We start from the raw sequence: 23,424 nt of genomic DNA, 5'->3' as shown, positions 1-23,424 counted from the left end.
GATTAGCATCATCTGGCAGGCTTCTCGCTATCGACTCGGGGCACAACCACAACATGCTCCAAATCGATAGGAGAACACTCCATGCACAAGCGCCAGTTCCTCAAATCCGCCATTTGTCTCGCCACCGCCGGTCTTCTCGGCATCACCGCCAGCAATGCCATCGCACAAGAGAACGAGAATGGCGGCGGCCAATACATCATGGGTACCGCGACCACCGGCGGTACCTTTTACCCGGTGGGTGTAGCCCTTTCGACTCTGGTACGGGTCAAGCTGGAGCCGACCCATCACATTTCGGTCTCCGCCATCAGTTCCGCCGGTTCCGCCGAGAACCTGCGTCTGATGGATGATGGTCAGGCCCAGTTCGGCATTCTCCAGGCCCTCTACGGTGCCTGGGCCTGGAATGGCACCGGCCCGGTGCCGAAGGCCTACGACAACGTGCGTTCCATCTCCATGCTGTGGCAGAACGTGGAACACTTCGTGGTGCGCAACGAGCTTCTCGAGACCGGCACCATCGACGACCTGACCAATCTGTACGACCACGGCTTCTCCATCGGCGCCCGCAATTCCGGCACCGAGGGCTCCGGTCGGCAGATTCTTGCCGGTCTGGAGATCGACCCGGAGCAGATGAATCTGGCCTACCTGGGCTATGGCCCCAGCGCCGACTCCATGCAGAACGGCAATATCGATGGCATGAATATCCCCGCCGGCGTACCGGCCTCGGCGGTGACCAGCGCCTTCGCCAACATGGGGAGCGATATCTCCATTCTCGAGGTCACCGAGGAGCAGCTCGAACGCATCAACCGCGAGTACCCGGTGTGGACCCCCTACGAGATTGCCGCCGGCACCTATCCCAGCCAGGACGAAGCGGTCCACACCATCGCCCAGCCCAATATCCTGGTGGTCAACGCCGATGTGCCGGAGGAGCACGTCTACCAGATCACCAAGGCGATGTTCGAGAACCTGTCCTTCCTCAACAACATCCATCCGGCAACCCGCGCCATGGCCGTGGAGAAGGCCCTGGACGGCCTGCCCATGCCGCTGCACCCCGGTGCTGCGCGCTACTTCCAGGAGCAGGGGCTGGAGATCCCTGAGCATCTGCTGGAAGGCTAAACCCCTCACGCACGGACCGGCCGAGCCATAGGAGGGTCGCCAGGGACAAGCCTTCGCGAAGGCGCTGTAAACCCATCCCTGGGCGCTACCTCCTTCATCCCTGAAGGATGACCTTCGCTTCGGCTTGTCCCCGGCTCTGCCAAGCCCGTGCAAACGGCCCAGTAGTCCCAGTTTCCTTTCCGCGAGAAAGCCCATGAACGCAACGCCTTCCACTACCGTGCGCGACGAGGTCGCCAGCGAGGCCCCCGAGCGCCTCGAGCATCCCTGGCTCGGCCGGGTGCTGTTCGCCCTGGCCATCGTCGTGGCCCTGTCGCATCTCTACTTCAATACCCTGAGCACCCTCTCCGAGGTGTGGGTCAGCGCCCTGCACTTCGGCATGTTTGGGCTGCTCTGCGCGCTATCGGTACCAATGCTCAAGACCCGCTCCGCTGGCGGTTCGCGGCTGGTACTGGCCATCGACATCCTGCTCGGCCTGGCCGCGCTGGGCTGTGCCTTCTACCTGATCGGTTTCGAGGATGCCCTCTACGCCCGAGGAATGCGCTTCTCCACCGCCGATTGGGTCGTCTCGATCACCGCCCTGGCCCTGGTATTGGAATTTGCCCGACGCACCACCGGCTGGTTCATCCCGTTGCTGTGCGTGGTGGCACTCACCTATGTGGCCTGGTGGGGCCGATACGTGACCGGGGTGTTCGGGTTCCCCGGCCTCAACTGGGAGACGGTGCTTTATCGCAGCTACCTGGGTGGTAACGGCATGCTGGGCTCGATTGCCCGCATTTCATGGTCCTATGTGTTCATGTTCATCCTGTTCGGCGCCTTCCTGGTACGCTCCGGCGCCGGCGACTTCATCATCGAACTGGCCCGTTGCGCTGCCGGGCGCTTCATTGGCGGGCCCGGCTTCGTGGCGGTGTTCTCCTCGGGCCTGATGGGCTCGGTCTCCGGCTCCAGCGTGGCCAACACCGTCTCCACCGGGGTGATCACCATTCCATTGATGCGCAAGGCCGGCTTCCCGCCGCGCTTCGCCGCCGGCGTCGAGGCAGCGGCGTCCACCGGCGGTCAGCTGATGCCACCGGTGATGGGCGCCGGGGCCTTCATCATGGCCTCCTATACCCAGGTCTCCTACCTCACCATCATTGGCGTGGCGGCCCTGCCGGCACTGCTCTACTTCCTCTCGGTGGCGATGTTCGTACGCATCGAGGCCAAACGCAGCAATGCCCAACATGTCGAGACTGAAGAGGCGCCTCGGCTGATCGAGGTGCTCAAAGGCGGCTGGCACTTCCTGTTGCCCCTGGTGGTGCTGGTGGCGGCGCTGATCTACGGTTTCACTCCGACCTATGCCGCCGGCATTGCCATTCTTTCGGTGGTCGTGGCTTCCTGGTTATCCAAGAACCCGATGACGCCAAAGGCGATCCTCGAGGCCCTGTCGTTGGGTACCCGCAACATGATCACCACGGCGATCCTGCTGATCACCGTGGGGCTTATCGTCAACGTGGTTTCCACCACCGGCATCGGCAACACCTTCTCGCTGATGATTACCGATTGGGCCGGAGGCAGCCTCCTGATCACCCTGGTGCTGATCGCCGTCGCCTCGCTGATCCTGGGAATGGGGCTGCCGGTCACCGCCGCCTACATCGTACTGGGTACCCTCTCGGCACCGGCCCTCTACGGTCTGATGGCACATGACCAGCTACTGGAACTGTTGATGGCCGGCGACCTGCCCGAACAGGCCCGGGCGATCTTCATGCTGGCGGCCCCGGAAAGCCTGGAAGCCCTCAATGCCCCCATGGACGCTGCCAGCGCCAGGGAACTGTTGGCAGTGGTGCCGGATGACTTCCGCAGTCAGCTGTATGAGCAGGCGCTGTCGCCCCATACCCTGACCATGCTGCTGGTGGCCGCCCACATGGTGATCTTCTGGCTCTCCCAGGACTCCAACGTCACCCCACCGGTATGCCTCACCGCGTTCGCGGCCGCCGCCATCGCCAATACTCCGCAGATGCGCACCGGCTTCACCGCCTGGAAGATCGCCAAGGGGCTCTACATCATCCCACTGCTGTTCGTCTGGTCGCCCTTGATCAGTGGCACACCCCTGGAGATGGCTACCGTCTTCGCCTTCGCCCTGTTCGGCATCTACGCCATCATCGCCGGGTTGGAGGGTTACCTCGAGCACGAATTGCCCTGGTGGATGCGCCTGGCCATGTTCCCCATCGGCGCCCTGATGCTGTGGCCTCACGGTGAACTGGCACTGGATATCCTGGGTCTGGCGCTATTCCTGGGCACCCTGCTATGGAGTGCCCGGGCAGGGCGCACCGCCGCCTCGGCAGTGCCGGCTTCATAGGGAATCGACACGGCTGCGAAAGTGACCCACAGCGTAACGACGCTCGGCCATTGGCCGGGCGTCGTTGTTTTTTGACTGCACGATCCGATGTAGAGACGGCATCGCACTCCTACGCGACTCATACCCGCGGAAATCCACACTCATTTAAACAAAATGCGACGCATTTGAACTATCAAATGCAAAACATTATCATTCACAACGCCTGTTAGGCCGCATCATGGAAACAACATACAAACCAAACCGATATTCACAGACCAGCAAAGGGCAATCATCGACATGTCACATCCCAGGCAGCCCCGCATTACTTGGCTGATACCCGCCGTTCTCTCCGCCCTGCCCGCCACGGCACTCGCGCAATCGACCACCGAGCAAGAGTCCACCAACGAACTATCACCGCTGGTCGTGACCGCGACACGCAACAAGAGTGTCGCCGGCGAAACACCGCAAAAGATCACCATCATCACTCGTGAGCAGATCGAACAGCAGCTAGCCATCACCAGCGATCGCGGCCAGATCCTCAGCAACCTGATCCCCTCCTACGCGCCCAGCCATCAGAAGCTCACCAACTCCGGCGAGACCTTCCGCGGTCGCGCGCCGCTGTTCATGATCGACGGCGTGCCTCAGTCCAATCCGCTGCGTGATACCTCGCGGGACAGTTACACCATCGACCTCAGCATGGTCGAGCGCATCGAGGTCATTCATGGCGCCAGCGCCGAGCACGGTCTGGGCGCCACCGGCGGCATCATCAACTACGTGACCAAGCGCGCCGAGGCCGGCACGGTGAACCAGCATGCCGGTGTCCGCCTGACCAGCGACGACGACTTCGAGTCGGAGGGCATCGGCTACAAGCTGGACTATCAGATCAACGGCCAGCGCGGCGACTGGGACTACCTCGTCGGCGCCACCTGGCAGGAGCGGGGCGTCTTCTTCGATGGCGCGGACCGCCCCATCGGCGTCGAAACCATTCAGGGCGAGATTCAGGACTCCACCAGCTACGACCTCTTCACCAAGCTGGGTTACTGGATCGACGCCAACCAGAACATCGAGTTCTCGGCCAACCGCTTCGAGCTGGAAGACCACGCCGACTACGTCCTCGTCGAGGGCGACCGCGACAGGGGCATTCCCGCGACGGCCCGCAAGGGCACACCGCCGGGCGAAATACCATTCAACGAGTCCACCACCCTCAGCCTGTCCTATGCCCATGCCGACTGGCTGGGCAACGAGTTCGATGCCCAGCTCTACAGTCAGCGGTTCCGCGCCCAGTTCGGCACTCACCCCTTCGCCTTCCCCTTCGTGGATGACGAGGGCAACGACCGCCTCGACCAGACCCGGGCCGAATCCGACAAGCTGGGCGCCAAGTTCACCCTGCGCCGGGACGGCCTGCTCGACGACCGCCTGGGCCTGGCCACCGGCATCGACCTGCTCGAGGACGAGACGCGTCAGATGCTGGTGCAGACGGAACGCACCTATGTTCCCGAAACGGAGTTTCGCAACTACGCTGCCTTCCTGCAGGGCGACCTGGAGGTGCTGGATAGCTTGACCCTGCACGCCGGAGCACGCTACGAGTACGCCGAGCTCAATGTCGACGACTTCTCGACCATCGACAGGAGCACCGACGTCAACAACGACCTGGTGTCGGTGGACGGCGGCAATCCGGACTTCGACGAAGCCCTGTTCAACGCCGGCGTCGTCTACCAGACCACCGACTGGCTGCAGTTCTTCGCCAACTATTCGGAAGGCTTCGGCATGCCGGACGTGGGCCGCGCCCTGCGCGGCATCAGCCAGCCCGGCCAGGACGTCGATACCCTGCTGCAGCTGGAGCCCATCGTCACCGAGAACTACGAGTTCGGCACCCGCTTCGGCTGGAACCGCCTGAACTTCGAGCTGAGCTACTACGAATCCAACTCCGATCTCGGCGAGCGGCTGTCCGAGGAGAACGGCGTCTTCGTCGGCAACCGCGAGAAGACGGAGATCCGCGGGGTCGATCTCAGCGGCGAGCTGCAAGTAACCGACGCTCATGGGCTGGACTTCACCTACGCCTATAGCGAAGGAGAGTCCGATACCGACGGAGACGGCGAGGTCGACACCGAGCTGTCCGGCGCCAATATCCCCCCTGAGACGCTTACCCTGGGTTGGGACGCCCAGTGGAGTGACAAGCTGACCTCCCGTGTGCAGGGCCGCTACTTCTTCGACAGGACCTTCGATGAGCAGGACAACGAGAACCTGAAACGCTTCGACGGCTACACCCTGGTGGACGCCTCCCTGGCCTACCAGCTGCCGGTGGGCCAGGCGAACCTCGGCATCGAGAACCTGCTGGACGAGGACTACATCACCTACCGTTCACAAGTCGGCCGGGATGGTGACGACCGCTTCTTCGCCGGCCGAGGACGAACCCTCACGCTCGGTTATCAGCTCGATTTCTGATCGGCACTCGCCCTGAAGCTCGAAAGGCGGCGGCCATATGGTCGCCGCCTTTCTATTAGCGCCAGCGATAGAGCAGGTACACCAGAAACGGCGCGCCAATGCCGGCAACGAAGATGCCCGCCGGCAGATCTCGGGGCAGGAACAGGGTGCGCCCTATCAAGTCGGCATACAGCAGGATCAGCGCGCCGATCAGCGCCGTCACCGGCATCAGGCCGGTAAAGCTACGCGCGACCAGGCGCCGCGCGATATGGGGGGCGATCAAGCCGATGAAGCTCAAGCCACCGGCGAAGGCCACCGCCGAGCCTGCCAATGCCACACTGAGCAATAGCAGCACCAAGCGACTTCCCTGAACGGCACTGCCCAGCCCGGTAGCCATATCATCGCCCAGGGCAAGCACGTCCAATTGACGGGCCTGGCTTAACGCCAGCGGCAGACAGATCGCCACCCATGGCAGCATCCCCACCACCTCGCGCCATTGCGCCGCGTAGAGGCTGCCGGTCAGCCATACATAGGCCTGCATCGCCGTGGTATCCGGACTCAGCACAATCATCAGCATGGTGACGGCGCCCAACGCCGCAGCGATTCCGATACCGATCAGCACCAATCGCGCCGGCGTCACACCGCGTTGCCAGGCCAGGGCGATAATGATCAATGCAACCAGTGCCGCACCGCCCATTGCCATAACCGGCAGCCAGGCCTCTCCCAGCGAAGCGCCTCCCAGTATCAGAAACAACACGGCTGCCACCGATGCCCCACCCGTGATGCCGATGACATCCGGCGACGCCAGCGGATTGCGCACAAGCCCCTGTAGGATCAACCCGGCCACCGCCAGCGAAGCCCCAACCATCACCGTCAACAGCACCCGCGGTAGGCGGATCTCATGCACGATCAGTGCGATGTCACTATGCGCGGGAAACAGCAGTGCTTCCAGCACCTCCCCTGGAGCAGTGGGATAGCTGCCTTGGCACAATGCCAGAAACGCGCTGGCTGCGAGAACCAAGGCCAATAACAGCGTCACCACCAAGGTGCGGCGGTCGAGTCGCAGAGCCAAGCGCCCCTTGGGACCATGCAGCACGATCGATCGACTCATAGCGCCTGGCTCCTGCGACGGGCGAGATAGAGGAAGAAAGGCGTGCCCAGCAGGGCTGTCATCACCCCCACCGGCACCTCCTGGGGTGGCATCACGAAGCGCGCCAGGGTATCCGCGGTCAACAACAAGCCCGCTCCCAAAAGGGCGCAACCAGGCAGAACCCAGCGATGATCGCGTCCGAACAAGGAACGCACGATATGCGGCACGATCAGCCCTACAAAACCGATCATGCCGGCTACCGCCACCGAACCACCCGCCAGGATGATGACCACCGTCCCCGCCAGCAGCTTGACTCGCCCGGTACGCTGCCCCAGCCCCTTGACCACTTCATCGCCAAGCGCCAGGACGTTGAGCTGGCGTGTCAGCCAGGCACAGAGAATGGCGGCACCGAGAAACAATGGCAATAGTGGTGCCACCACCTCCAGACCACGACCGGCTACCGATCCGGCCAACCAGAACAGGATGCTTTCAAAGCGTTCCTGATTGGCAATCAGTAGTCCCTGAGCAAACGATACGAACAGTGCAGTGATGGCGACCCCGGCCAGCACCACGCGCACCGGCGAGACTCCCTGCTGCCCCTGTCGTCCCAGCAGGTAGACCAGCAGCGCGGCGACAGCGGCCCCGAGAAAGGCCATCCAGACGAAAGCCAGCGGCGTGCGCAGGGTGAACCATGTGCTAGCCACCACGACGAAGAACATGGCACCTGCATTAATACCCAGGATGCTCGGCGCGGCCAGGGCGTTGCGTGTCAGGGTTTGCATCAGCGCCCCGGCCACCGCCAGGCTGGCGCCAACCACGGCGGCGATCACCGCCCGGGAGAAACGTTCGGTACGCAAAACCAAGTGCTGCGTCGAACTCGGGTCATAGGCGAAGAAGGCATCCACCAGCGTGTCGAGGCCGATCTCGGTGTACCCCCACGCCAGACTGGCGAGCCAGGCTCCGAGCATCAGCCCACCAGCCAATAGCAGTCCCAACGTCTTGGCTGTGCGTGTCCTCAACACTCTTGGCACTCCCTCGCATTGCGCGCTGGCTCCAGGCCATAGTGGGCATAGAGTTCGTCGAGCAGGCGGTTGGCGGCCAGGACCCCTGCCCCCATGCTCCAGATGACGGGATCCACGCGGTAGACTCGCCCTTGGCGTGCCGCCTCCAGGTTTTGCCATAGCGGGTGTTGGGTCCACTGCCGATAGGTCTCGACTACGGCGGGGTCCGAGTCACGCATGAACACGAAGATGGCATCGGCATCCATGGCCGGAATGCTCTCGCGGCTGGTCAGCTTGATCCCCCATCCTGTGTGCTGCTGGGTATCGGAGCGCTGGAAGCCCAGCTCATCGAGAATGCTGCGAGCGAATCCATCATAGTAGAGGCGTGCGTGATCGCTACGGAAGCTGACCACGGCAACCTCCTGAGGCCACGCTTCGCCAAGCGCCGCCTCGATCTGACTTCGGAAGTCGGCCACCCGATCTTCCCAGTCATCAAGCAACGCTTGTGCCCGATGCTCTTGCCCAGTCGCTTCCCCCATCAGCATGAGCATGGCCTTGAAGTCATAAGCGGTATCCAACACGACCGTGGGAGCGATTCGCGACAGCAGTGGATACACCGCTTCGTGGCGATAACGGGTGCCAACGATCAGATCCGGTGCCAGCCAGGCAACGGACTCGAGATCGGGCTGAGTCTCCAGCCCCAAGTAGCGCACACCTTCCGGCAAGCCATCTCGCAAATAACGGTACATGGGCTTCTCCACCCACGACTCGACGACACCGACCGGCTTTATTCCCAACGCTACGGCGGTATCCGTGGCTCCCTGATAGAGGGTCACGATGCGCCGAGGCGTGCCTTCGATGCGGGTTTCACCGAAGGCATGCTCGACCGTACGGGTCGACTCGGCCCGACACGCACCACTGACCGCCAGCAGGAGTAACAGGGCTATTCGCAAGTGGCACCTACGACCTGAAAAGCTCATGATAATCGTTCGCAATAGAGTCACGGCGTCACGTTATACAGGTTCCAGGCCGTTAACGCACGTACTCGGGGGCTTTCGCGAGCGATCCTTCATTCAGTTCATCATTGAAAATGAGAATTCTTTATAATAACTTGCTCGACACTCCCAGCGACCGACACCGTTCATCCATGAGTTCGCAACCTTCTCCTTCTTCCCCCACCGGCCGCTTGCAAGGCGAGTGCCTCAGCGCGGGCTATGAGGGTCGCCGTGTTCTGAGTGACGTTGACTTTTGCGTGGAAGATGGACGGGTGACGGTATTGCTGGGCCCCAATGGCAGCGGCAAGTCGACGCTGCTGAAAACCTTGGCGCGCACACTCGCCCCTGAGCACGGACAGGTACTTCTCGACGGCAAGGATATCCATCGCAGCCGAACGCGCGATGTCGCACGCAAACTGGGCATCCTTCCCCAAGGGCCCTCGGCGCCGGAGGGAGTGACGGTGCGCGAACTGGTCTGCCTGGGGCGTTTTCCCTATCAGCACCTATGGCGCCAGTGGTCGTCGGAGGACGAACGCGCCATAAAGGAGGCCATGGCCATCGCCAATGTCGACCAGTTCGCCGACCGCCCCATCGACGACCTGTCCGGAGGCCAGCGACAGCGTTGCTGGATCGCCATGGTGCTGGCCCAGGAAACCGATCTGATCCTGCTGGACGAACCGACGACCTTTCTCGACCTGAAGGTGCAGGTCGACCTGCTGGAACTGCTGGTACGGCTCGCCCACGACAAGGGGCGCACCCTGCTGGTAGTGCTGCACGACCTGAACCTGGCTGCGGCCTACGCCGATGTACTGGTGATGATGCGCGATGGGCGTATCGAGCACAGTGGTGTCCCCGAGGCGGTGTTCACCGCTACCAACCTCAAGCAGGTCTTCGATCTCGATGCGCATGTGATTCGCGACCCCAACACCCACCGCCTGGTATGCGTACCGACGCTCGCCGGCTCGACATCGTCGCAACAGGTCGCCGCAGGACTCCCCTCTCAGACACCGACTGCCATGAGCCACCCATGACCGCTTTACCCAGACGCTTCTGTGCCGAGGAAAGCGCCGCCATCGGCGATCCACTGATCGGCACTGCCGCCCATGCCGAACGCAATCTGTTGATCAGTTGGCCACGTGCCAAATGGCTCCACAGCCTGCGTGAGGCCAGCGACATGCCAGTGGAAGTCTCCACAGCGATCGAGGACATCGCCGCGAACGGCCGGCGCGTCAACCTGATCCACCGCCAGGGGCAGTCCAGCCATCTGCATCGCATCTTCCTGATGCCGGAATGTCAGGGGTACGAGGTACCGCGAGAGGAACTGGCCACCTTTCTGCATGCCCTGCGTAGTGGTACGTCCCACGCACACTGGCAGACCGGAACCGTAGAAGGGTCCATGATTCTGTGCTGCACCCATGGCAAGAAGGACAAGTGCTGCGCCAAGTTCGGCTTTCGCACCTACAAGGCGATCGCCGACGAAGCCCGGCGTCATGAGCACCCGTTCGATGTCTGGGAAAGCACCCACTTGGGCGGCTGTCGACTGGCGGCCAGTGCAGTGGTCTTTCCTCAGCTACGCAAATATGGTCGCATCGGGATCGACGACATCCCGCACTTACTGCGCGCCGAAGCCTCCGGCCAGCCCTATCTGCCCTGCTATCGCGGAGACTCCCGGCTTGCACCAGTCGAACAGTGCGCCCAGGTCGCCGCATTGGAGTGGCTCCATGCACGCGGGATAACAGCAGGTGTATATGTAGAGAGCGACAGCTCCACCGCCGAAGGCAACCGCTTGAACGTGCCGGTTCGCTGGCAAGATGCGCAGCGACAAGGCCGACTGGTGGTGTCCTGTATCGAAAGCGAACTCATCCGGCACGATACCTGTGCCGACTATGAGGGAGACGGCGCAACGCCCAGCAACGTCTGGCGTGCCACTCAGGTCATGCCACAAGTCGGTGTGACCCGAAACGTATAAGCCAGAATCTCCAGACTCGGTACGACAGCCTATCTGACCAACACCCGCATATGCTTGGCATACCGGGTCTCCCGAACCCACAGCTNATACCGGGTCTCCCGAACCCACAGCTTTCGTGATGGCTTACCTCCCAGGCCAGTGGGAGGCATCCGAGAACACACAGTCCCCCAGCGCCAGCTCCTCCCCCCCTCCGAAAGTAGGAAATATCCCCCTTGCATTCCGCCCCTGAAAATACTTAGATATAGAAGTATTTTGCTTCACCACAACAAGACAGGTATCCCATGGCTTCCGCTGACGCTGCAGTTCCCATGAATGACCTCAAGGTCACCGCACTGGATGCCATTGCCGATGGCATCTATCGTTTCGAGTTCACGCATCCCGATGGCGACGACCTTCCAGAATTCACGTCCGGTGCGCATGTTCACGTCCAGGTTCCCAATGGCCAGGTCAGGCGTTATTCGCTGTGCAACGACCCCGACGAGCAAGACCGTTACGTCATCGCTGTCAAGCGTGAGGAGGAAGGCACTGGTGGTTCGAAGAGCCTGGTGGACGAGACGAAGGTGGGTGACCATCTCCAAGTCTCCGAGCCACATAACGATTTTGAGCTGAAGGGCAACCCGGCGCGCTACGTCTTCATCGCCGGCGGCATCGGCATCACGCCGATTATGTCGATGATCCATCACCTGCAAGCCACCGGCGGCAAACCCTTCAAGCTCTACTACCTGACACGAGAACCGTCGCAAACCGCCTTCCTCGAAGAGCTCAGTGGCCCCGAGTATCGTGGCAAGGTGGTGATTCACCACGATCATGGCGATCCCGACGACTCCTTTGACCTGTGGCCCGTGCTGGAAACCCCCAAGGGAGCCCATATCTATTGCTGTGGCCCTCGTGGGCTGATGGAAGCCGTACGTGACATGACCGGTCACTGGACACCTTCCAGCGTGCATTTCGAAGACTTCGGGACAGGCCAGCCGGCAAGCGCGGAAGAGGACAAGCCCTTCACCGTGCGCCTCCACAAGACCGGTGAGGCGATTCCGGTGCCAGTGGGCGTTTCCATCCTCGAGGCATTGAGGGTGAACGGTCACCATGTGCCCTACTCTTGCGAAAGTGGCACCTGCGGTTCCTGCCGCACGCGCCTACTGGAGGGTGAGGCAGAGCACCGCGACCTGGTGCTGTCGGAAGCCGAGCAACAGGACAACATCATGGTCTGCGTTTCACGCTCTTGCTCGAAAGAACTTGTGATCGACCTGCCGGAATGATTCACGACATCACCTTGGAGCGCGCACCATGACGGTACCTCGAGTGAAACTCGGCATCGCAGGGCTGGGCCGTGGCTTCATGTTGCTGCTGCCCACCCTTGCAGCACACCCCGGAATACGCCTGGTAGCGGCAGCCGATCCGCGAGCGGAGGCCCGCCACCAATTCGCCACCGACTTCTCGACCACCTCCTATTCCGAGGTGGCCGACCTGTGCGCCGATCCCGAAGTGGAAGCGATTTACATTGCCACGCCCCATGAGTTTCATCGTGAACATGTCGAACTGGCGGCGGCACACGGCAAGCATGTATTGGTCGAAAAGCCCATGGCGCTTTCCCTGGATGACTGCCAGGCCATGATCGATGCCATGCATCGTGCCGGACGCTGGCTGGTAGTGGGGCATAGTCATAGCTTCGATGCCCCCTATCTACGCACCCGCGAAATACTCGACAGCCACGACTTCGGTGCGGTGCGCATGATCAACGCCCTCAACTTTACGGACTTTCTCTACCGCCCCCGCCGTCCTGAGGAACTGGACACGGCGCAGGGCGGTGGCGTGGTGTTCAGCCAGGCGGCACACCAGGTCGATATCGTGCGTCTGCTCGGCGGCGGTCGAGTCAGGAGCGTAAGGGCCGCCACGGGAAGCTGGGATCCCTCTCGCCCGACGGAAGGCGCCTATAGCGCCCTGCTCACTTTCGACAACGGCACTTTCGCCAACATGACCTACAGCGGCTTCGCGCATTTCGATAGCGATGAGCTCTGCGGGTGGTCCGGTGAGTTGGGCCAGCCACGCGATCTTCGAGAGTACGGTAATGCCAGAGCGAAATTGGCTCGGATTCGAAACGCCGAAGAGGAAGCCACGCTCAAGAATACCCGCACCTATGGTGCCGGCCTGTCACTCGCCAACAGCAGCCTCGAAGGGGTAACGCACAACCATTTCGGCTTCGTGGTCGTCTCCTGCGATGGCGCCGATCTACGACCCATGCCGCAAGGAGTTCAGGTCTATGCCGACACACGACGTTATCTGGAACCCTTGCCACCACCGACGATTCCCCGTCGCGAGGTTCTCGATGAGTTGATTGGCGCCATACGCCATGATCGTCGCCCCATTCACTCCGGAGAATGGGGTCTTGCAACAATGGAAGTCTGCCTGGCGATACTGGAATCCGCCCGGCATGATCGCGAAATCATGCTGACCCGGCAGGTAAGTGTGCCGGAGGTCAGCGCGTTATAATGGAATGTCGACTTAGAAGGAGGATGTCAAGATGACACGTACCAACAATCGAGAGACTCGTACGGTCCTTCGCCATTGGCAAGAGGATGTGCCGGACGATCGTCTTGCTCACTTGATACGCGATGCCGGTCGAGTATTGACCAAAAGCCTCCAGACACGCTTGGCGGAACACTCGGTGAGCTTCGGTCATTGGTCGTTTTTACGCATACTCTGGGTGACGGAAGGCCTGACCCAACGCGAACTCAGCGAACAGGCAGGGCTCATGGAGCCTACGACTTTCACCGCCCTTAAAGCCATGGAAGCCAATGGTCTGATCGAACGCCGCCAGTTGAATGGCAACCGCAAGAATATCCACATCTATCTGACGCAAAAGGGGCGGGATCTCAAGGAGACCCTGATTCCCCTCGCCGAAGACGTCAATGACATCGCCGTGAAAGGTGTCGATTGCGAAGACCTTCGTGCAACGCGACGTACCCTGCTGAAGATCATCACCAACTTGGCGCAAGACAATGAATAACTTTGTTTCATCGCCTCACACTTGACTCCTCTTATGTTATTGACGGGACAGCAATGAACGACAACAACGCAACCAACGTGACGGCTCCACAAAGTACAGAAGAACAATTGGAAGACCTGGTGGATGCCAACCACATTCTGTTCAATGAAGGTGTACTCGATGCCTTTGGCCATGTCAGCATCCGCCATCCCGACAATGCCGAACGGTTTCTATTGGCTCGCAACATGGCACCCGGGCTCGTCACCTTTGGCGACATCCTTGAGTTCGATCTCGATGGCAACCCCATCGATGCCAACGGTCGATCCGTCTATCTGGAGCGCTTCATTCATGGCGAGATCTATCGTGCACGACCGGATATCATGGCAGTCGTACATAGCCACTCTCCTTCCGTCGTCCCTTTCAGTGCCGTCAAATCGACCCCGTTGCGGCCCATGTGTCATATGAGCGGCTTTCTTGGCGAAGGAGCACCGATCTTCGAAATCCGAGATACGGCGGGGACAGCGACAGACCTGCTGATCCGGGATCGCTCACTAGGTGCCTCTCTCGCCGACTCGTTGGGAAATGACAATGTCGTGCTGATGCGCGGGCATGGTGCAACTGTGACGGGCCCCACCTTGAAACAAGCGGTCTATCGGGCAATTTATGTCGAAGTGAATGCTCGTCTTCAAGCCGACGCGCTACGGCTAGGCCCCGTCGAATACTTGACCCCCGAGGAAGCCAACACAGCGCAGGAAACGACCGAAGGCCAGGTGGAACGGCCTTGGCAGTTATGGAAGATGCGGGCACGCCAGGCTAGCTCTCATCTTGAGACGTGATGCAATGACAAGCCGTTGATTCCCTGCCCCTGCCGACTCCCTATCCGAATTTCAGGGAAGTCGGCAACTCCCCTCCCCCTTTTTTGCCGCCCATACCGACAGTCTCACCGATATATCCACCGCTTTACCAATACGCCAGACAGACTCCAGCGCTGAGATGCTGTCTTCATGTGTTTGCCCCGAATGGAAAAAAGCAACACCGGCGTCCTCCACCAGTGTTGCCTCTTCACGATCCCCAACGACCCCAGGGGTTAGCACATGGACAAACTACGCAGTGTTCATGCCAATAACTTTTGCCTGTGCAGACGAAGGTGAGGAGTACCGACAATCGCCAGGGTGACGAACACTACCGCCAAGGCGACCGCCCACCAACTCGGGGTAATGAAAAGCAGGCCTGCCAACCCGAAACCAAGCCTCGGGAGTGTGGACAACCGCTGTCGCCAGAAGCCTTCCACCGCAATACTCAGCAAGAGCACACCCACTACCGCTGACAAGCATGATACGGCGATTTCCGTCCAGTTACCTACCATCAACAGCCCTTCTCCATACACGAAGGCGAACGGCACGATGAAGGCGGTAATGGCCAATTTCACGGCACCGGTTGCGATTTCCAAGGGCCTGGCATCCGCGATGGCCGATGCGGCGAAGGCGGCCACTGCAACAGGGGGTGTCATGGCCGAAAGCACGGCAAAGTAGAGAATGAACATGTTCGTCTGAAGAACGCTGAAATCCATGCCCAACAGGGTGGGTCCGACCAGGACCGCAGCTAGGATGAAGGCCGACGGCGTCGGCATGCCCATCCCAAGAATGATTGCGAGCACGGCGGATATCAGCAATGCCAGGAAAGCGCTATTGCCAGCCAGCAAATAGACGAGATCGGCGAACTTTCCACCTAGCCCCGTCATGGAGATGCCACCGATCACCAAACCGGCTGCAGCGCAAGCGGCCACGACGGACACCATGCGCAGCGTGGTCAAGGCCAAGGCATTCCAGATCGCCTTGGGTCCCATGCGGGTCGAACGGCGCACCATCGACACGAGCAGTACCACCGCCGTGGCAACAACTGCCACATAGGTCGGGGAATAGCCCATCAATAGCGCAGCCGACAGAGCCACCAGCGGCAGGATGAACAACCCACCGTTCTTGAGTGTGCCCCTAAGCGGAGGGGTTTCCTCCTTCGACAACCCTTTTAGTCCCAGCTTCTGGGAGCGCAAATGCACCTGCGCATAAACGCACAGGAAATAGAGCAAGGCGGGAACGATACCGGCAATCGCGATTTCGCGATACTCGATACCCGTATATTCCGCCATGATGAAGGCCGCCGACCCCATCACCGGTGGCAAAAGGCTCCCACCGGTGGAAGCCGCAACTTCGACGCTTCCGGACAACGGTTTGCTGTAGCCGAGACGTTGCATGATGGGGATGGTAACGGAGCCCGTCGTGACGACATCAGACGTCGGGCTTCCTGACATGGTGCCATAAAGCCCCGATGAGATGACGGCGATCTTGGCTGGCCCACCGGTTCTACGACCGGCGAGTGCCGACGAAAGATTGTAGAAGAACTCGGCTCCTCCCGCTTTCGACAGGAAGGTTCCGAACATCACGAATAGGAACGCATAGGTTGCGGCGACACGCAGTGGCACCCCGAACAGACCATCGGAGGTGAACATCATGATGTCGAGGAAGTGATTGTAGCTCACCTCCCTGAAACCGAGCGCTCCGGGCAAGCCATGCCCCCAGAGATTGTAAACCACGAAAACGAGCACAACGCTGGTCAGACCGAAGCCGACAGTACGCCGTGTCGCTTCGATGGTCAGCGCCAGCAAAACGCTGGCAGCAAGCAAGTCAGGTGTTTCCAGAGGAAACAGCAGAGTAATACGCTCGACAATCCGTTGGCTTTCAATAAAGAAATAAATGCCGACCGCGAGACTTGCCAAGACAAGACCCCAGTCAAGAATACTGGGGCGATCCTTCCGTCCCTTTGGCCCTGCGCTCACATTGAGGAACAACAAGGCCAGCATCGCGGAAAGGAACACGACCATCATGGCATAAAGATCGACATACACGATCGTTGTCGTATAAATGACCGCCAATGCCACAAGGGCAGCGCATCCATGCACTGCCATACCCAACTTACCCGTCAGGTTTCGCTTGGCCCCGGTTCCCGTCAGAATCGAGAAAATATGATTCATCGCAAAACCTCTCAATAGTGATACTAGCTTTCCTGATCAGCGCAAGCCCACTTCCTTGAGGTAGCGATCGGCACCATCGTGATAAGGAACCACTTCGACGGAAGCCATGATTTCCGGTGTCAAACTCTTCATCGCCGGATGAACATTGGCAATGTTTTCGTAGTTCTCGTAAAGAGCCTTGGTCAGCTTATAGGCCATTTCCTCATCCATGTCGCTGCGCACGGCCAAGGTAGCGCTGATTGACACGGTCGGTGTTTCGTTCGGAGCCCAGTCATATGCCCCGCCTGGGATAGTGAAGGGGTTAGTCCCCGTCTTCCCGGAGACTTCCTGTATGGTTTCCTCGGAAAGCGGCAGCAGGTTCACATCGACACTCGACGCGGCCTGCATGATCGAGCTCTGCCCCACGAACAGGCTATTCAAGAACATATCGATGCGACGGTCCTGAATCAGGCTCGTCTGTTCACTCGAAGCCGCATAGATAATGTCGCCGCCCCAGCTCTTGACCTCATCCGGCCCTGCCCCGATCGCTTCCAGCATGGCTTCCGCGACACCGGAGGCGATATTGCCACGTTTATTGATGGCAATGGTGATCGGCGGCTTGACGTCGGCGATATCCGCAAAGGTGGAAATACCGTGCTTGTCGGCAAACTCTTTCCTTATGACGGCCTGCATGGGCGCCCAAGTGTAGAGATAAGAGAGAACCCGGATATCGTCATTGACCGGTTCGCGAAACGGCGCTTCGCCATCGCGAGCCAATTGCAGCACGGCGTCCTCGATGATGGCCAGGCTGGCATCATCGCGCTGCAGCACCGCCACATTGGCAATGCCACCACCCGAGGTCTGATAGGTTACGGTCGACCCGGGATATTCCGCCTTCAGCGCACTATCCAGACCAGCTCCCAGCAGCGACCACAGGCCACCCGGCGAGGCACCGGCAACGGTCAGGTTGTACTCCTGAGCCGAAGCGACATTCATCATCAGCCCAGGAACGACAAGGGCCATGGCCATCATGGACTTCTTGATTGAAATTTTCATTGTTTCACCTTTTATGCTGGCGTCGTCTTTGATGCTATGGGGTTTCGATTGTTGTTGTAAGGAGCGTCGTGGTTACGACATGGGCAACCGTTCTTTGCAAGGACGATTAAATCTTGAAGCTTTCCAGGGTAGCGGGATGGAACAGCTCCTCTGGCTCCACGAGCCGTTGAGACAGTCCTTCCGCATGGTGCTGCTCGAGAAAGCGCTCCAGGGTGTGCCGGTTGGAGGCAAAGCCGTAGGACCAGAAATCCTCGCCCATCAGGCGCCTGGCGGCTTGCAGTTGGTCCTCGACGAACGGCAGCGTCACTTTGGTCGCCGAGGTATCGCTGAGTTTCGCCAGTGCCTTGGCCTTGGACTGCTCGAACGCCTTGTAAACGGAGAACGGCAGCCAGGGATGACGCTCCACGAGTGTCTTGCGAATTCCCAGTAGGTGCATGATGGGAAAGATTCCCGTTCGCCGGTACCAATCCGATGCCGCTTGTTGCGGATTGCGATAAAGGTACCCCACGTGAGGATGCCCCTTCACGAAACAGGAGGGAGCTCTTGGCCCCATCACTGCGTCCAGCTCTCCGGAGGCGAGCATGCCGGAAAGCGTTTCCCCTTCGGGAATATTCTCGACGCGCACCCCTTCGGGGAGGTTGAGGTTGATTTTCTCGACCCGGCCGGGCTCTTCGTACCCTCCTCTCAACCACGTCACATCGCTGGGCTTGAGGCCATGATCCTCCTCAAGGAACAAGCGTGCCCAGACGTTGGCAGTCAGCTGGTACTCGGGAACGCCGATACGCTTGCCGCGCAGGTCGGCGGGCGTCTCGATGCCCCGGTCGGTACGAATGTAAATCGACGTGTGTCGGAAGGCGCGTGAAGGAAACACCGGCACCCCGATATAGGGGCAACTTCCCGCCGCTGTCTTCACGGTGTAGCTGCTCAGCGAGAGTTCGGTGATATCGAAATCGGCATGGCGGAAGGCACGGAAGAAAATCTCCTCCGGGTCATGCAGCATGAACACGGGGTTCACTCCATCGATCTGTACCTCCCCATCGATCAGTGGCCGCACACGGTCGTAGTTGCCAACGGCAACGGAAAGTTCAAGCTTGTTCATCAGGGTTCCTGCTTTGTTATCAGTGAGTCGCAATACTCAGTCGTGGAAGGAGCTCCCCCGTATGCTCATCGAAGCAACGTTTCAACTGGTGGCTTGGCGCTGCTTGTCTTCATATAGTTCCGCCTCTTCCGGGGCAGTCCCCAATTGACGCCAATCCTCCTCCTTGGAAACGATGCCCTGGAAGGACTTGAGCTTGTAATGCGGGATACGTGGTTCCTCAGTGCCGATGGCAGTCCCTCCCTGTTGCATGGTCTTGGCTGCCTGCACCATCTGCCGGCGGAACTCGACGATCGCCAGATCGCTCGCCCCCAGACGATCATGGGTACGGTCGGCAATGGCCCCCATGGTTTCCCACATGGCAATGTCCTGATTGGGAATGCCTTTGATTCCCGTAAAACTGGTGCCGAGCTGCATGATCCGGCGGTCCTGCCAGTAGTTGTTCTCGCGCGTGCGGAACTTGCGGAAATGCTTGTCCACATCGATCCCGATCTGTGTGCCGAGGAACTTGCGCCAGGACTCCGTATCCGGCGTGGTGCTTGCGTCCCCCCAGGCGATGAAGTGGAACGCCGTGTGGGTATCGTCGATCGGCACATGCAGGATCGCGATGTCATAGAGGTTGTTCGGTGGAATCTGCACGGTGTAGGGCGCGATGAACAGCGTAGTGCGCACATAGTCATGCGTCTTGGCATCCTTGATTGGCCGCCGCAACGCTGCGTAGCGGAAACCGAATGGTGTGCGCTGCACTTGCAGGCGCGGCGCCTTATCGGTGGAGGGACGCAGCCAAAGCTTGTCGGTGGCTTCGGCCCCTCCGGTACGCGCAGGCACCATGTCGGTAGAATGCAGGCTCGAGGAATGCGCCGAATCGATAGCCCCCTCGAGAATCTGGGCCCAGTTGCAGTCGACGATCACCTTGGAGATGGACACCTTGGTTTCCGGTGTCGGTTGGAACACTGGCGGCATGAACTCCGGCTGCTCTTCCTGCGGCCCCATGTAGACCCACACGATGCCGGCCGCCTCATGAGTGGGATACGCCTTGTGCTTGACCTTCTCGGTCATTTTCGATTCCGGCGGCTCGGATGACATCTCCAGCACATTGCCTTCGACATCCATCTTCCAGCCATGGTAGAGGCAGCGCAGGCCGCACTCCTCGTTACGGCCCAGCACCAGCGACGCCCGACGATGAGGACACATTTCGTCCATCACCCCCACGCGGCCCTCGGTATCGCGGAAGGCCACCAGGTCTTCCCCCAACAACCGCACTCGGATCGGATCGCCATCCGGCTCCTCGATCTCTTCCGAAAGACAGGCGGGCAGCCAGTGACGACGCATGATCTGGCCCATGGGGGCCTCGCCTTCGACACGACACAGCAGTTCATTCTCTTCTTGCGTCAGCATGGAGCGAATTCTCCGTAATCAGGGGGTACGACAATATCCAAGCACAGCTCATCGATTTACTTAGATATCTAACTTATAGATCTAAGATAGCGGATCGAGATGGACTGTCAAACCAACTAAAGTCGCATGCAATGCCATGGCACCATCGCCGCGACACGCGTACCCATCTAGGCGACGGGCCAGTACTGAGGAGGTTTCAACAAGTTGGGAAAGGGGAAGAGGAAACAGGGCAAGTGCAGGAAATCATGTCTTGCCACGGCACAAAAGCGAGGACCCCCAACCTTGCGGTCAGGGGTCCTCAAGATGCAGTACCGTGCCAGCGGTCTACCTACTTGGCAAACACCACCGTACGCTTGGCATGCAGGAACACCCGCCGTTCGAGGTGGTAGCCCACGGCCCGCGCCAGGGTGAGGCATTCGATGTCGCGGCCCTTGGCGACCAGGTCCTCGGGATAGTCGGCATGGCTGACTGGCTCGACCCCCTGAGTGATGATCGGGCCTTCGTCGAGGTCGTCGTTGATATAGTGGGCGCTGGCCCCGACCAGCTTGACGCCCTTGTCGTAGGCCTGGTGGTAGGGCTTGGCGCCCTTGAAGCCCGGCAGCAGCGAGTGATGGATATTGATCGCCCGACCGGCGAGTTTCTCGCACATCTCGCTGGACAGCACCTGCATGTAGCGCGCCAGGATCACCAGCTCGGCGCCGGTCTCCTCGATCACCTGCCACACCTTGGCTTCCTGCTCGGCCTTGGTCTCCGGGGTGATCGGGAAGTGGTAGTACGGCAGGTCGTGCCAGGCCGCCAAGGGTTCGAGGTCCGGGTGGTTGGAGACCACCGCGCGGATCTCGATCGGCAACTGGCCGGTGCGATAGCGATACAGCAGATCGTTCAAGCAGTGATCGGCCTTGGAGACCATGATCACCACCGGCATCCGCGTGCCCGGCGGAGTCAGTTCGAAGCCCATGTCGAATTCCGCGGCTCGCGGCGCGAAGGCGGCGCGGAAGGCCTCACCGTCGAAGTCATCGTCTAGTGGCCGGAACTCGGCGCGGATGAAGAAGCGCTCCCCCAGGCGGTCATCGAAGGAGTGTTGCTCGGTGATATAGCAACGCTGCTCCTTCAGGAAGCGGGTGACCACATCCACGGTACCCAGGCGGCTGGGACACTGGGCAGCGATGATCCAGGTATCGGAAGGGGGGCTCATGATAGACGCCTCCTTATGTGGCAAAAGGCCGGGGCATGCCCCGGCCTGATACTCATTTCACGACGCCGATGCCGTATTCCTCGCCGGCATCCAGCAGCCAACGATAGCAGTAGTCGGCGAAGCTGCGACGCACCACCAGTTCCCAACGATCTTCCGTCGGACGACGTACAATGACGGTGGCCTTAGCGAAGACCGTGGTCACGCCCTTGCCGACCGGGAAGTGGCTGGGGTGGACGTCATAGACCACCGACTTCATCAGCACCTCACGGGCCTTCTCGCCGGACAGCTCCAGTACGGTCTGGCCACCACCGACATTGGCGATACTGTAGTGGGCGTCGCCGAGCCGCGCGCGCAGGCGGTTCTCGAGCTCGAACTCCTCGCCACCGGGAACGATCAGCAGCCACTCATCGGGAGAGAGCCACTGCACCGAGTGTTCACCGGAGGCATCGAGGGCCAGCCCCTGGGGCTGGCCGGGCAGATTGATCCCCAGTTCCTCGCGCAGCGCCTCGTCGAGAACGATGGCACCGCCACGCAGGATCAAGTGACCGAGCAGCGCTCGCTCCTTGAGCACCACGTGGCTGGCGGTAGTGACCGCCGGGGTGCCGCTGCGCCGATAGGAATAGGCCAGTGGCGATTCGACCGGGATATTGGCCTCGGTGCGAGTATCGAAGGTTGCGACATTAGACATTCTGGCGCTCTCCCTTGGGATCGTAGAAGATCGGGCTGACGATTTCGGCCTCATGGGTCTTGCCGTCGGCCATGGGCAGATAGACGGTCTCGCCCATCTTGTGCTGGCCGCCCTTGACGACCGCCAAGGCGAAGCCTGAGTCCAGCGTCGGGCTGTAGTAGCTCGACGTGACATGGCCGGCCATCGGCATCGGAATCGGATGCTTCGGATCGAAGACGATCTGCGCCCCCTCTTCCAGCACCACCTTGGGATCCTTGGGCTTGAGCCCGACCAGTTGCTTGCGGTCGCTGCGCTTCGTGTCCGGGCGCGACAGCGCACGCTTACCGATCCACGAGAATGGCTTGTCGTAGCCTACGCACCACTGCATGCCCAGGTCTTCCGGGGTCACCGAACCATCAGTGTCCTGACCGACGATGATGAAGCCCTTCTCGGCGCGCAGCACGTGCATGGTTTCGGTGCCATAGGGCGTCAGGTTGTACTTCTCACCATGCTGGAAGAGCGTCTTCCACACGTGCATGGCGTAGTTGGCCTGGACGTTGATCTCGTAGGTCAGCTCGCCGGTGAAGGAGATGCGGAAGACCCGCGCCGGTACCCCGGCGACCTTGCCCTGACGCCACTCCATGAACTTGAAGCCATCGCGATCGAGATCGATGTCGGTAATCTCCGAGAGCAGGTTGCGTGCCTCGGGCCCGGTGATGGTCATGGTCGCCCAGTGGTCGGTAACCGAGGTGAAATAGACCTCGAGCTCCGGCCATTCGGTCTGATGCCACAGTTCCAGCCACTCGAGGATCGCCGCAGCGCCGCCGGTGGTGGTGGTCATCAGGAAGTGATTGTCGCCCAGGCAAGTGGTCACACCGTCGTCAGTGACCATGCCGTCGTCCTTGCACATCAATCCGTAACGGGCCTTGCCGACGGCAAGCTTTTCCCATTTGTTGGTGTAGATGCGCCCCAGGAATTCCCGGGCATCCGGTCCCTGGATATCGATCTTGCCCAGGGTCGAGGCGTCGAGGATACCGACGGACTCGCGCACTGCGCGACATTCACGCGCCACGGCCTCGTGCATGGTCTCCTGCTTGCCATTCACGCTGCGCGGATAGT

General features: G+C 60.5%; 19 protein-coding genes. 9 read left to right on the top strand and 10 right to left on the bottom strand.

Annotation, left to right across the window (positions count from 1 at the left end):
- Nucleotides 1-81 precede the first annotated feature (81 nt).
- From IE093_RS20770 to IE093_RS20760, 3 genes are all read left to right on the top strand, one after another.
- Nucleotides 82-1,110: a TAXI family TRAP transporter solute-binding subunit gene (locus IE093_RS20770; RefSeq protein WP_189472589.1), complete on the top strand. Its 1,029-nt coding sequence runs from the start codon at nt 82-84 to the stop codon at nt 1,108-1,110.
- A gap of 193 nt (nt 1,111-1,303) precedes the next feature.
- A complete protein-coding gene (locus IE093_RS20765; protein ID WP_189472587.1) occupies nt 1,304-3,442 on the top strand; it encodes a TRAP transporter permease in 2,139 nt (712 codons plus the stop codon).
- Nucleotides 3,443-3,718: 276 nt separating this feature from the next.
- Complete coding sequence (locus tag IE093_RS20760; protein ID WP_189472585.1) at nt 3,719-5,866, top strand: TonB-dependent receptor; 2,148 nt, start codon at nt 3,719-3,721, stop codon at nt 5,864-5,866.
- Between the two features lie 55 nt (nt 5,867-5,921).
- Here IE093_RS20760 and IE093_RS20755 read toward each other — a convergent pair whose 3' ends face one another.
- Genes IE093_RS20755 through IE093_RS20745 form a run of 3 tightly spaced genes read right to left on the bottom strand, consistent with a single transcriptional unit; the run spans nt 5,922 to nt 8,889 of the window.
- Entirely contained in the window at nt 5,922-6,956 is a 1,035-nt protein-coding gene (locus IE093_RS20755; RefSeq protein WP_189472583.1) for a FecCD family ABC transporter permease, read from the bottom strand.
- Nucleotides 6,953-7,957: a FecCD family ABC transporter permease gene (locus IE093_RS20750; protein ID WP_189472580.1), complete on the bottom strand. Its 1,005-nt coding sequence runs from the start codon at nt 7,955-7,957 to the stop codon at nt 6,953-6,955. The genes IE093_RS20755 and IE093_RS20750 overlap by 4 nt, the downstream gene beginning before the upstream one ends.
- A complete protein-coding gene (locus tag IE093_RS20745; protein ID WP_229803834.1) occupies nt 7,951-8,889 on the bottom strand; it encodes an ABC transporter substrate-binding protein in 939 nt (312 codons plus the stop codon). The genes IE093_RS20750 and IE093_RS20745 overlap by 7 nt, the downstream gene beginning before the upstream one ends.
- Nucleotides 8,890-9,083: 194 nt before the next feature.
- Here IE093_RS20745 and IE093_RS20740 point away from each other — a divergent pair, with 194 nt between their 5' ends.
- The 6 genes from IE093_RS20740 to IE093_RS20715 all read left to right on the top strand — a co-directional run bounded on the left by IE093_RS20740 (nt 9,084) and on the right by IE093_RS20715 (nt 14,722).
- Complete coding sequence (locus tag IE093_RS20740) at nt 9,084-9,962, top strand: ABC transporter ATP-binding protein (RefSeq protein ID WP_189472576.1); 879 nt, start codon at nt 9,084-9,086, stop codon at nt 9,960-9,962.
- A complete protein-coding gene (locus IE093_RS20735; protein WP_189472574.1) occupies nt 9,959-10,900 on the top strand; it encodes a sucrase ferredoxin in 942 nt (313 codons plus the stop codon). The genes IE093_RS20740 and IE093_RS20735 overlap by 4 nt, the downstream gene beginning before the upstream one ends.
- Nucleotides 10,901-11,208: 308 nt before the next feature.
- Nucleotides 11,209-12,159 (top strand): PDR/VanB family oxidoreductase, encoded by a 951-nt coding sequence (locus tag IE093_RS20730; protein ID WP_229803832.1) that lies wholly within the window; start codon nt 11,209-11,211, stop codon nt 12,157-12,159.
- A gap of 28 nt (nt 12,160-12,187) precedes the next feature.
- Nucleotides 12,188-13,390 (top strand): Gfo/Idh/MocA family oxidoreductase, encoded by a 1,203-nt coding sequence (locus IE093_RS20725; RefSeq protein ID WP_189472569.1) that lies wholly within the window; start codon nt 12,188-12,190, stop codon nt 13,388-13,390.
- Nucleotides 13,391-13,421: 31 nt separating this feature from the next.
- Nucleotides 13,422-13,907 carry a MarR family winged helix-turn-helix transcriptional regulator gene (locus IE093_RS20720; RefSeq protein WP_189472567.1) on the top strand — a complete coding sequence of 162 codons (486 nt, stop codon included), beginning with the start codon at nt 13,422-13,424 and terminating at the stop codon, nt 13,905-13,907.
- Between the two features lie 53 nt (nt 13,908-13,960).
- Nucleotides 13,961-14,722: a class II aldolase/adducin family protein gene (locus IE093_RS20715; RefSeq protein ID WP_189472565.1), complete on the top strand. Its 762-nt coding sequence runs from the start codon at nt 13,961-13,963 to the stop codon at nt 14,720-14,722.
- Nucleotides 14,723-15,000: 278 nt separating this feature from the next.
- On the opposite strand, the gene IE093_RS20710 is transcribed toward IE093_RS20715, so the two are convergent.
- The 7 genes from IE093_RS20710 to IE093_RS20680 all read right to left on the bottom strand — a co-directional run.
- Nucleotides 15,001-16,914, bottom strand: coding sequence for a TRAP transporter permease (locus IE093_RS20710; protein WP_189472563.1), 1,914 nt, complete (start codon nt 16,912-16,914; stop codon nt 15,001-15,003).
- 36 nt (nt 16,915-16,950) lie between these two features.
- Nucleotides 16,951-17,949 (bottom strand): TAXI family TRAP transporter solute-binding subunit, encoded by a 999-nt coding sequence (locus IE093_RS20705; protein ID WP_189472561.1) that lies wholly within the window; start codon nt 17,947-17,949, stop codon nt 16,951-16,953.
- 106 nt (nt 17,950-18,055) lie between these two features.
- Nucleotides 18,056-19,048, bottom strand: a complete 993-nt coding sequence (locus IE093_RS20700; protein WP_189472559.1) for an ABC transporter substrate-binding protein — start codon at nt 19,046-19,048, stop codon at nt 18,056-18,058.
- 81 nt (nt 19,049-19,129) lie between these two features.
- Nucleotides 19,130-20,443 carry a Rieske 2Fe-2S domain-containing protein gene (locus tag IE093_RS20695; RefSeq protein ID WP_189472557.1) on the bottom strand — a complete coding sequence of 438 codons (1,314 nt, stop codon included), beginning with the start codon at nt 20,441-20,443 and terminating at the stop codon, nt 19,130-19,132.
- Between the two features lie 328 nt (nt 20,444-20,771).
- Nucleotides 20,772-21,638: a formyltetrahydrofolate deformylase gene (gene purU, locus IE093_RS20690; protein ID WP_189472555.1), complete on the bottom strand. Its 867-nt coding sequence runs from the start codon at nt 21,636-21,638 to the stop codon at nt 20,772-20,774.
- Between the two features lie 52 nt (nt 21,639-21,690).
- Nucleotides 21,691-22,326, bottom strand: a complete 636-nt coding sequence (locus IE093_RS20685) for a sarcosine oxidase subunit gamma (RefSeq protein ID WP_189472553.1) — start codon at nt 22,324-22,326, stop codon at nt 21,691-21,693.
- On the bottom strand, nt 22,319-23,424 hold a 1,106-nt coding region (locus IE093_RS20680; RefSeq protein ID WP_229803831.1), incomplete at its 5' end, for an aminomethyl transferase family protein. The genes IE093_RS20680 and IE093_RS20685, both read right to left, overlap by 8 nt.

It is taken from the genome of Litchfieldella qijiaojingensis (assembly GCF_014651875.1).
Taxonomy (GTDB): Bacteria; Pseudomonadota; Gammaproteobacteria; order Pseudomonadales; family Halomonadaceae; genus Litchfieldella; species Litchfieldella qijiaojingensis.
The sequence above is the reverse complement of the archived record's forward strand: the minus strand, read 5'-3'. Positions and strand labels throughout refer to the sequence as shown.

Coding starts and splice junctions, on each gene's coding strand:
- IE093_RS20770 (WP_189472589.1), top strand. CDS start 82: ATGCACAAGCGCCAGTTCCTCAAATCCGCCATTTGTCTCGCCACCGCC.
- IE093_RS20765 (WP_189472587.1), top strand. CDS start 1,304: ATGAACGCAACGCCTTCCACTACCGTGCGCGACGAGGTCGCCAGCGAG.
- IE093_RS20760 (WP_189472585.1), top strand. CDS start 3,719: ATGTCACATCCCAGGCAGCCCCGCATTACTTGGCTGATACCCGCCGTT.
- IE093_RS20755 (WP_189472583.1), bottom strand. CDS start 6,956: ATGAGTCGATCGATCGTGCTGCATGGTCCCAAGGGGCGCTTGGCTCTG.
- IE093_RS20740 (WP_189472576.1), top strand. CDS start 9,084: ATGAGTTCGCAACCTTCTCCTTCTTCCCCCACCGGCCGCTTGCAAGGC.
- IE093_RS20735 (WP_189472574.1), top strand. CDS start 9,959: ATGACCGCTTTACCCAGACGCTTCTGTGCCGAGGAAAGCGCCGCCATC.
- IE093_RS20730 (WP_229803832.1), top strand. CDS start 11,209: ATGAATGACCTCAAGGTCACCGCACTGGATGCCATTGCCGATGGCATC.
- IE093_RS20725 (WP_189472569.1), top strand. CDS start 12,188: ATGACGGTACCTCGAGTGAAACTCGGCATCGCAGGGCTGGGCCGTGGC.
- IE093_RS20720 (WP_189472567.1), top strand. CDS start 13,422: ATGACACGTACCAACAATCGAGAGACTCGTACGGTCCTTCGCCATTGG.
- IE093_RS20715 (WP_189472565.1), top strand. CDS start 13,961: ATGAACGACAACAACGCAACCAACGTGACGGCTCCACAAAGTACAGAA.
- IE093_RS20710 (WP_189472563.1), bottom strand. CDS start 16,914: ATGAATCATATTTTCTCGATTCTGACGGGAACCGGGGCCAAGCGAAAC.
- IE093_RS20705 (WP_189472561.1), bottom strand. CDS start 17,949: ATGAAAATTTCAATCAAGAAGTCCATGATGGCCATGGCCCTTGTCGTT.
- IE093_RS20700 (WP_189472559.1), bottom strand. CDS start 19,048: ATGAACAAGCTTGAACTTTCCGTTGCCGTTGGCAACTACGACCGTGTG.
- IE093_RS20695 (WP_189472557.1), bottom strand. CDS start 20,443: ATGCTGACGCAAGAAGAGAATGAACTGCTGTGTCGTGTCGAAGGCGAG.
- purU (WP_189472555.1), bottom strand. CDS start 21,638: ATGAGCCCCCCTTCCGATACCTGGATCATCGCTGCCCAGTGTCCCAGC.
- IE093_RS20685 (WP_189472553.1), bottom strand. CDS start 22,326: ATGTCTAATGTCGCAACCTTCGATACTCGCACCGAGGCCAATATCCCG.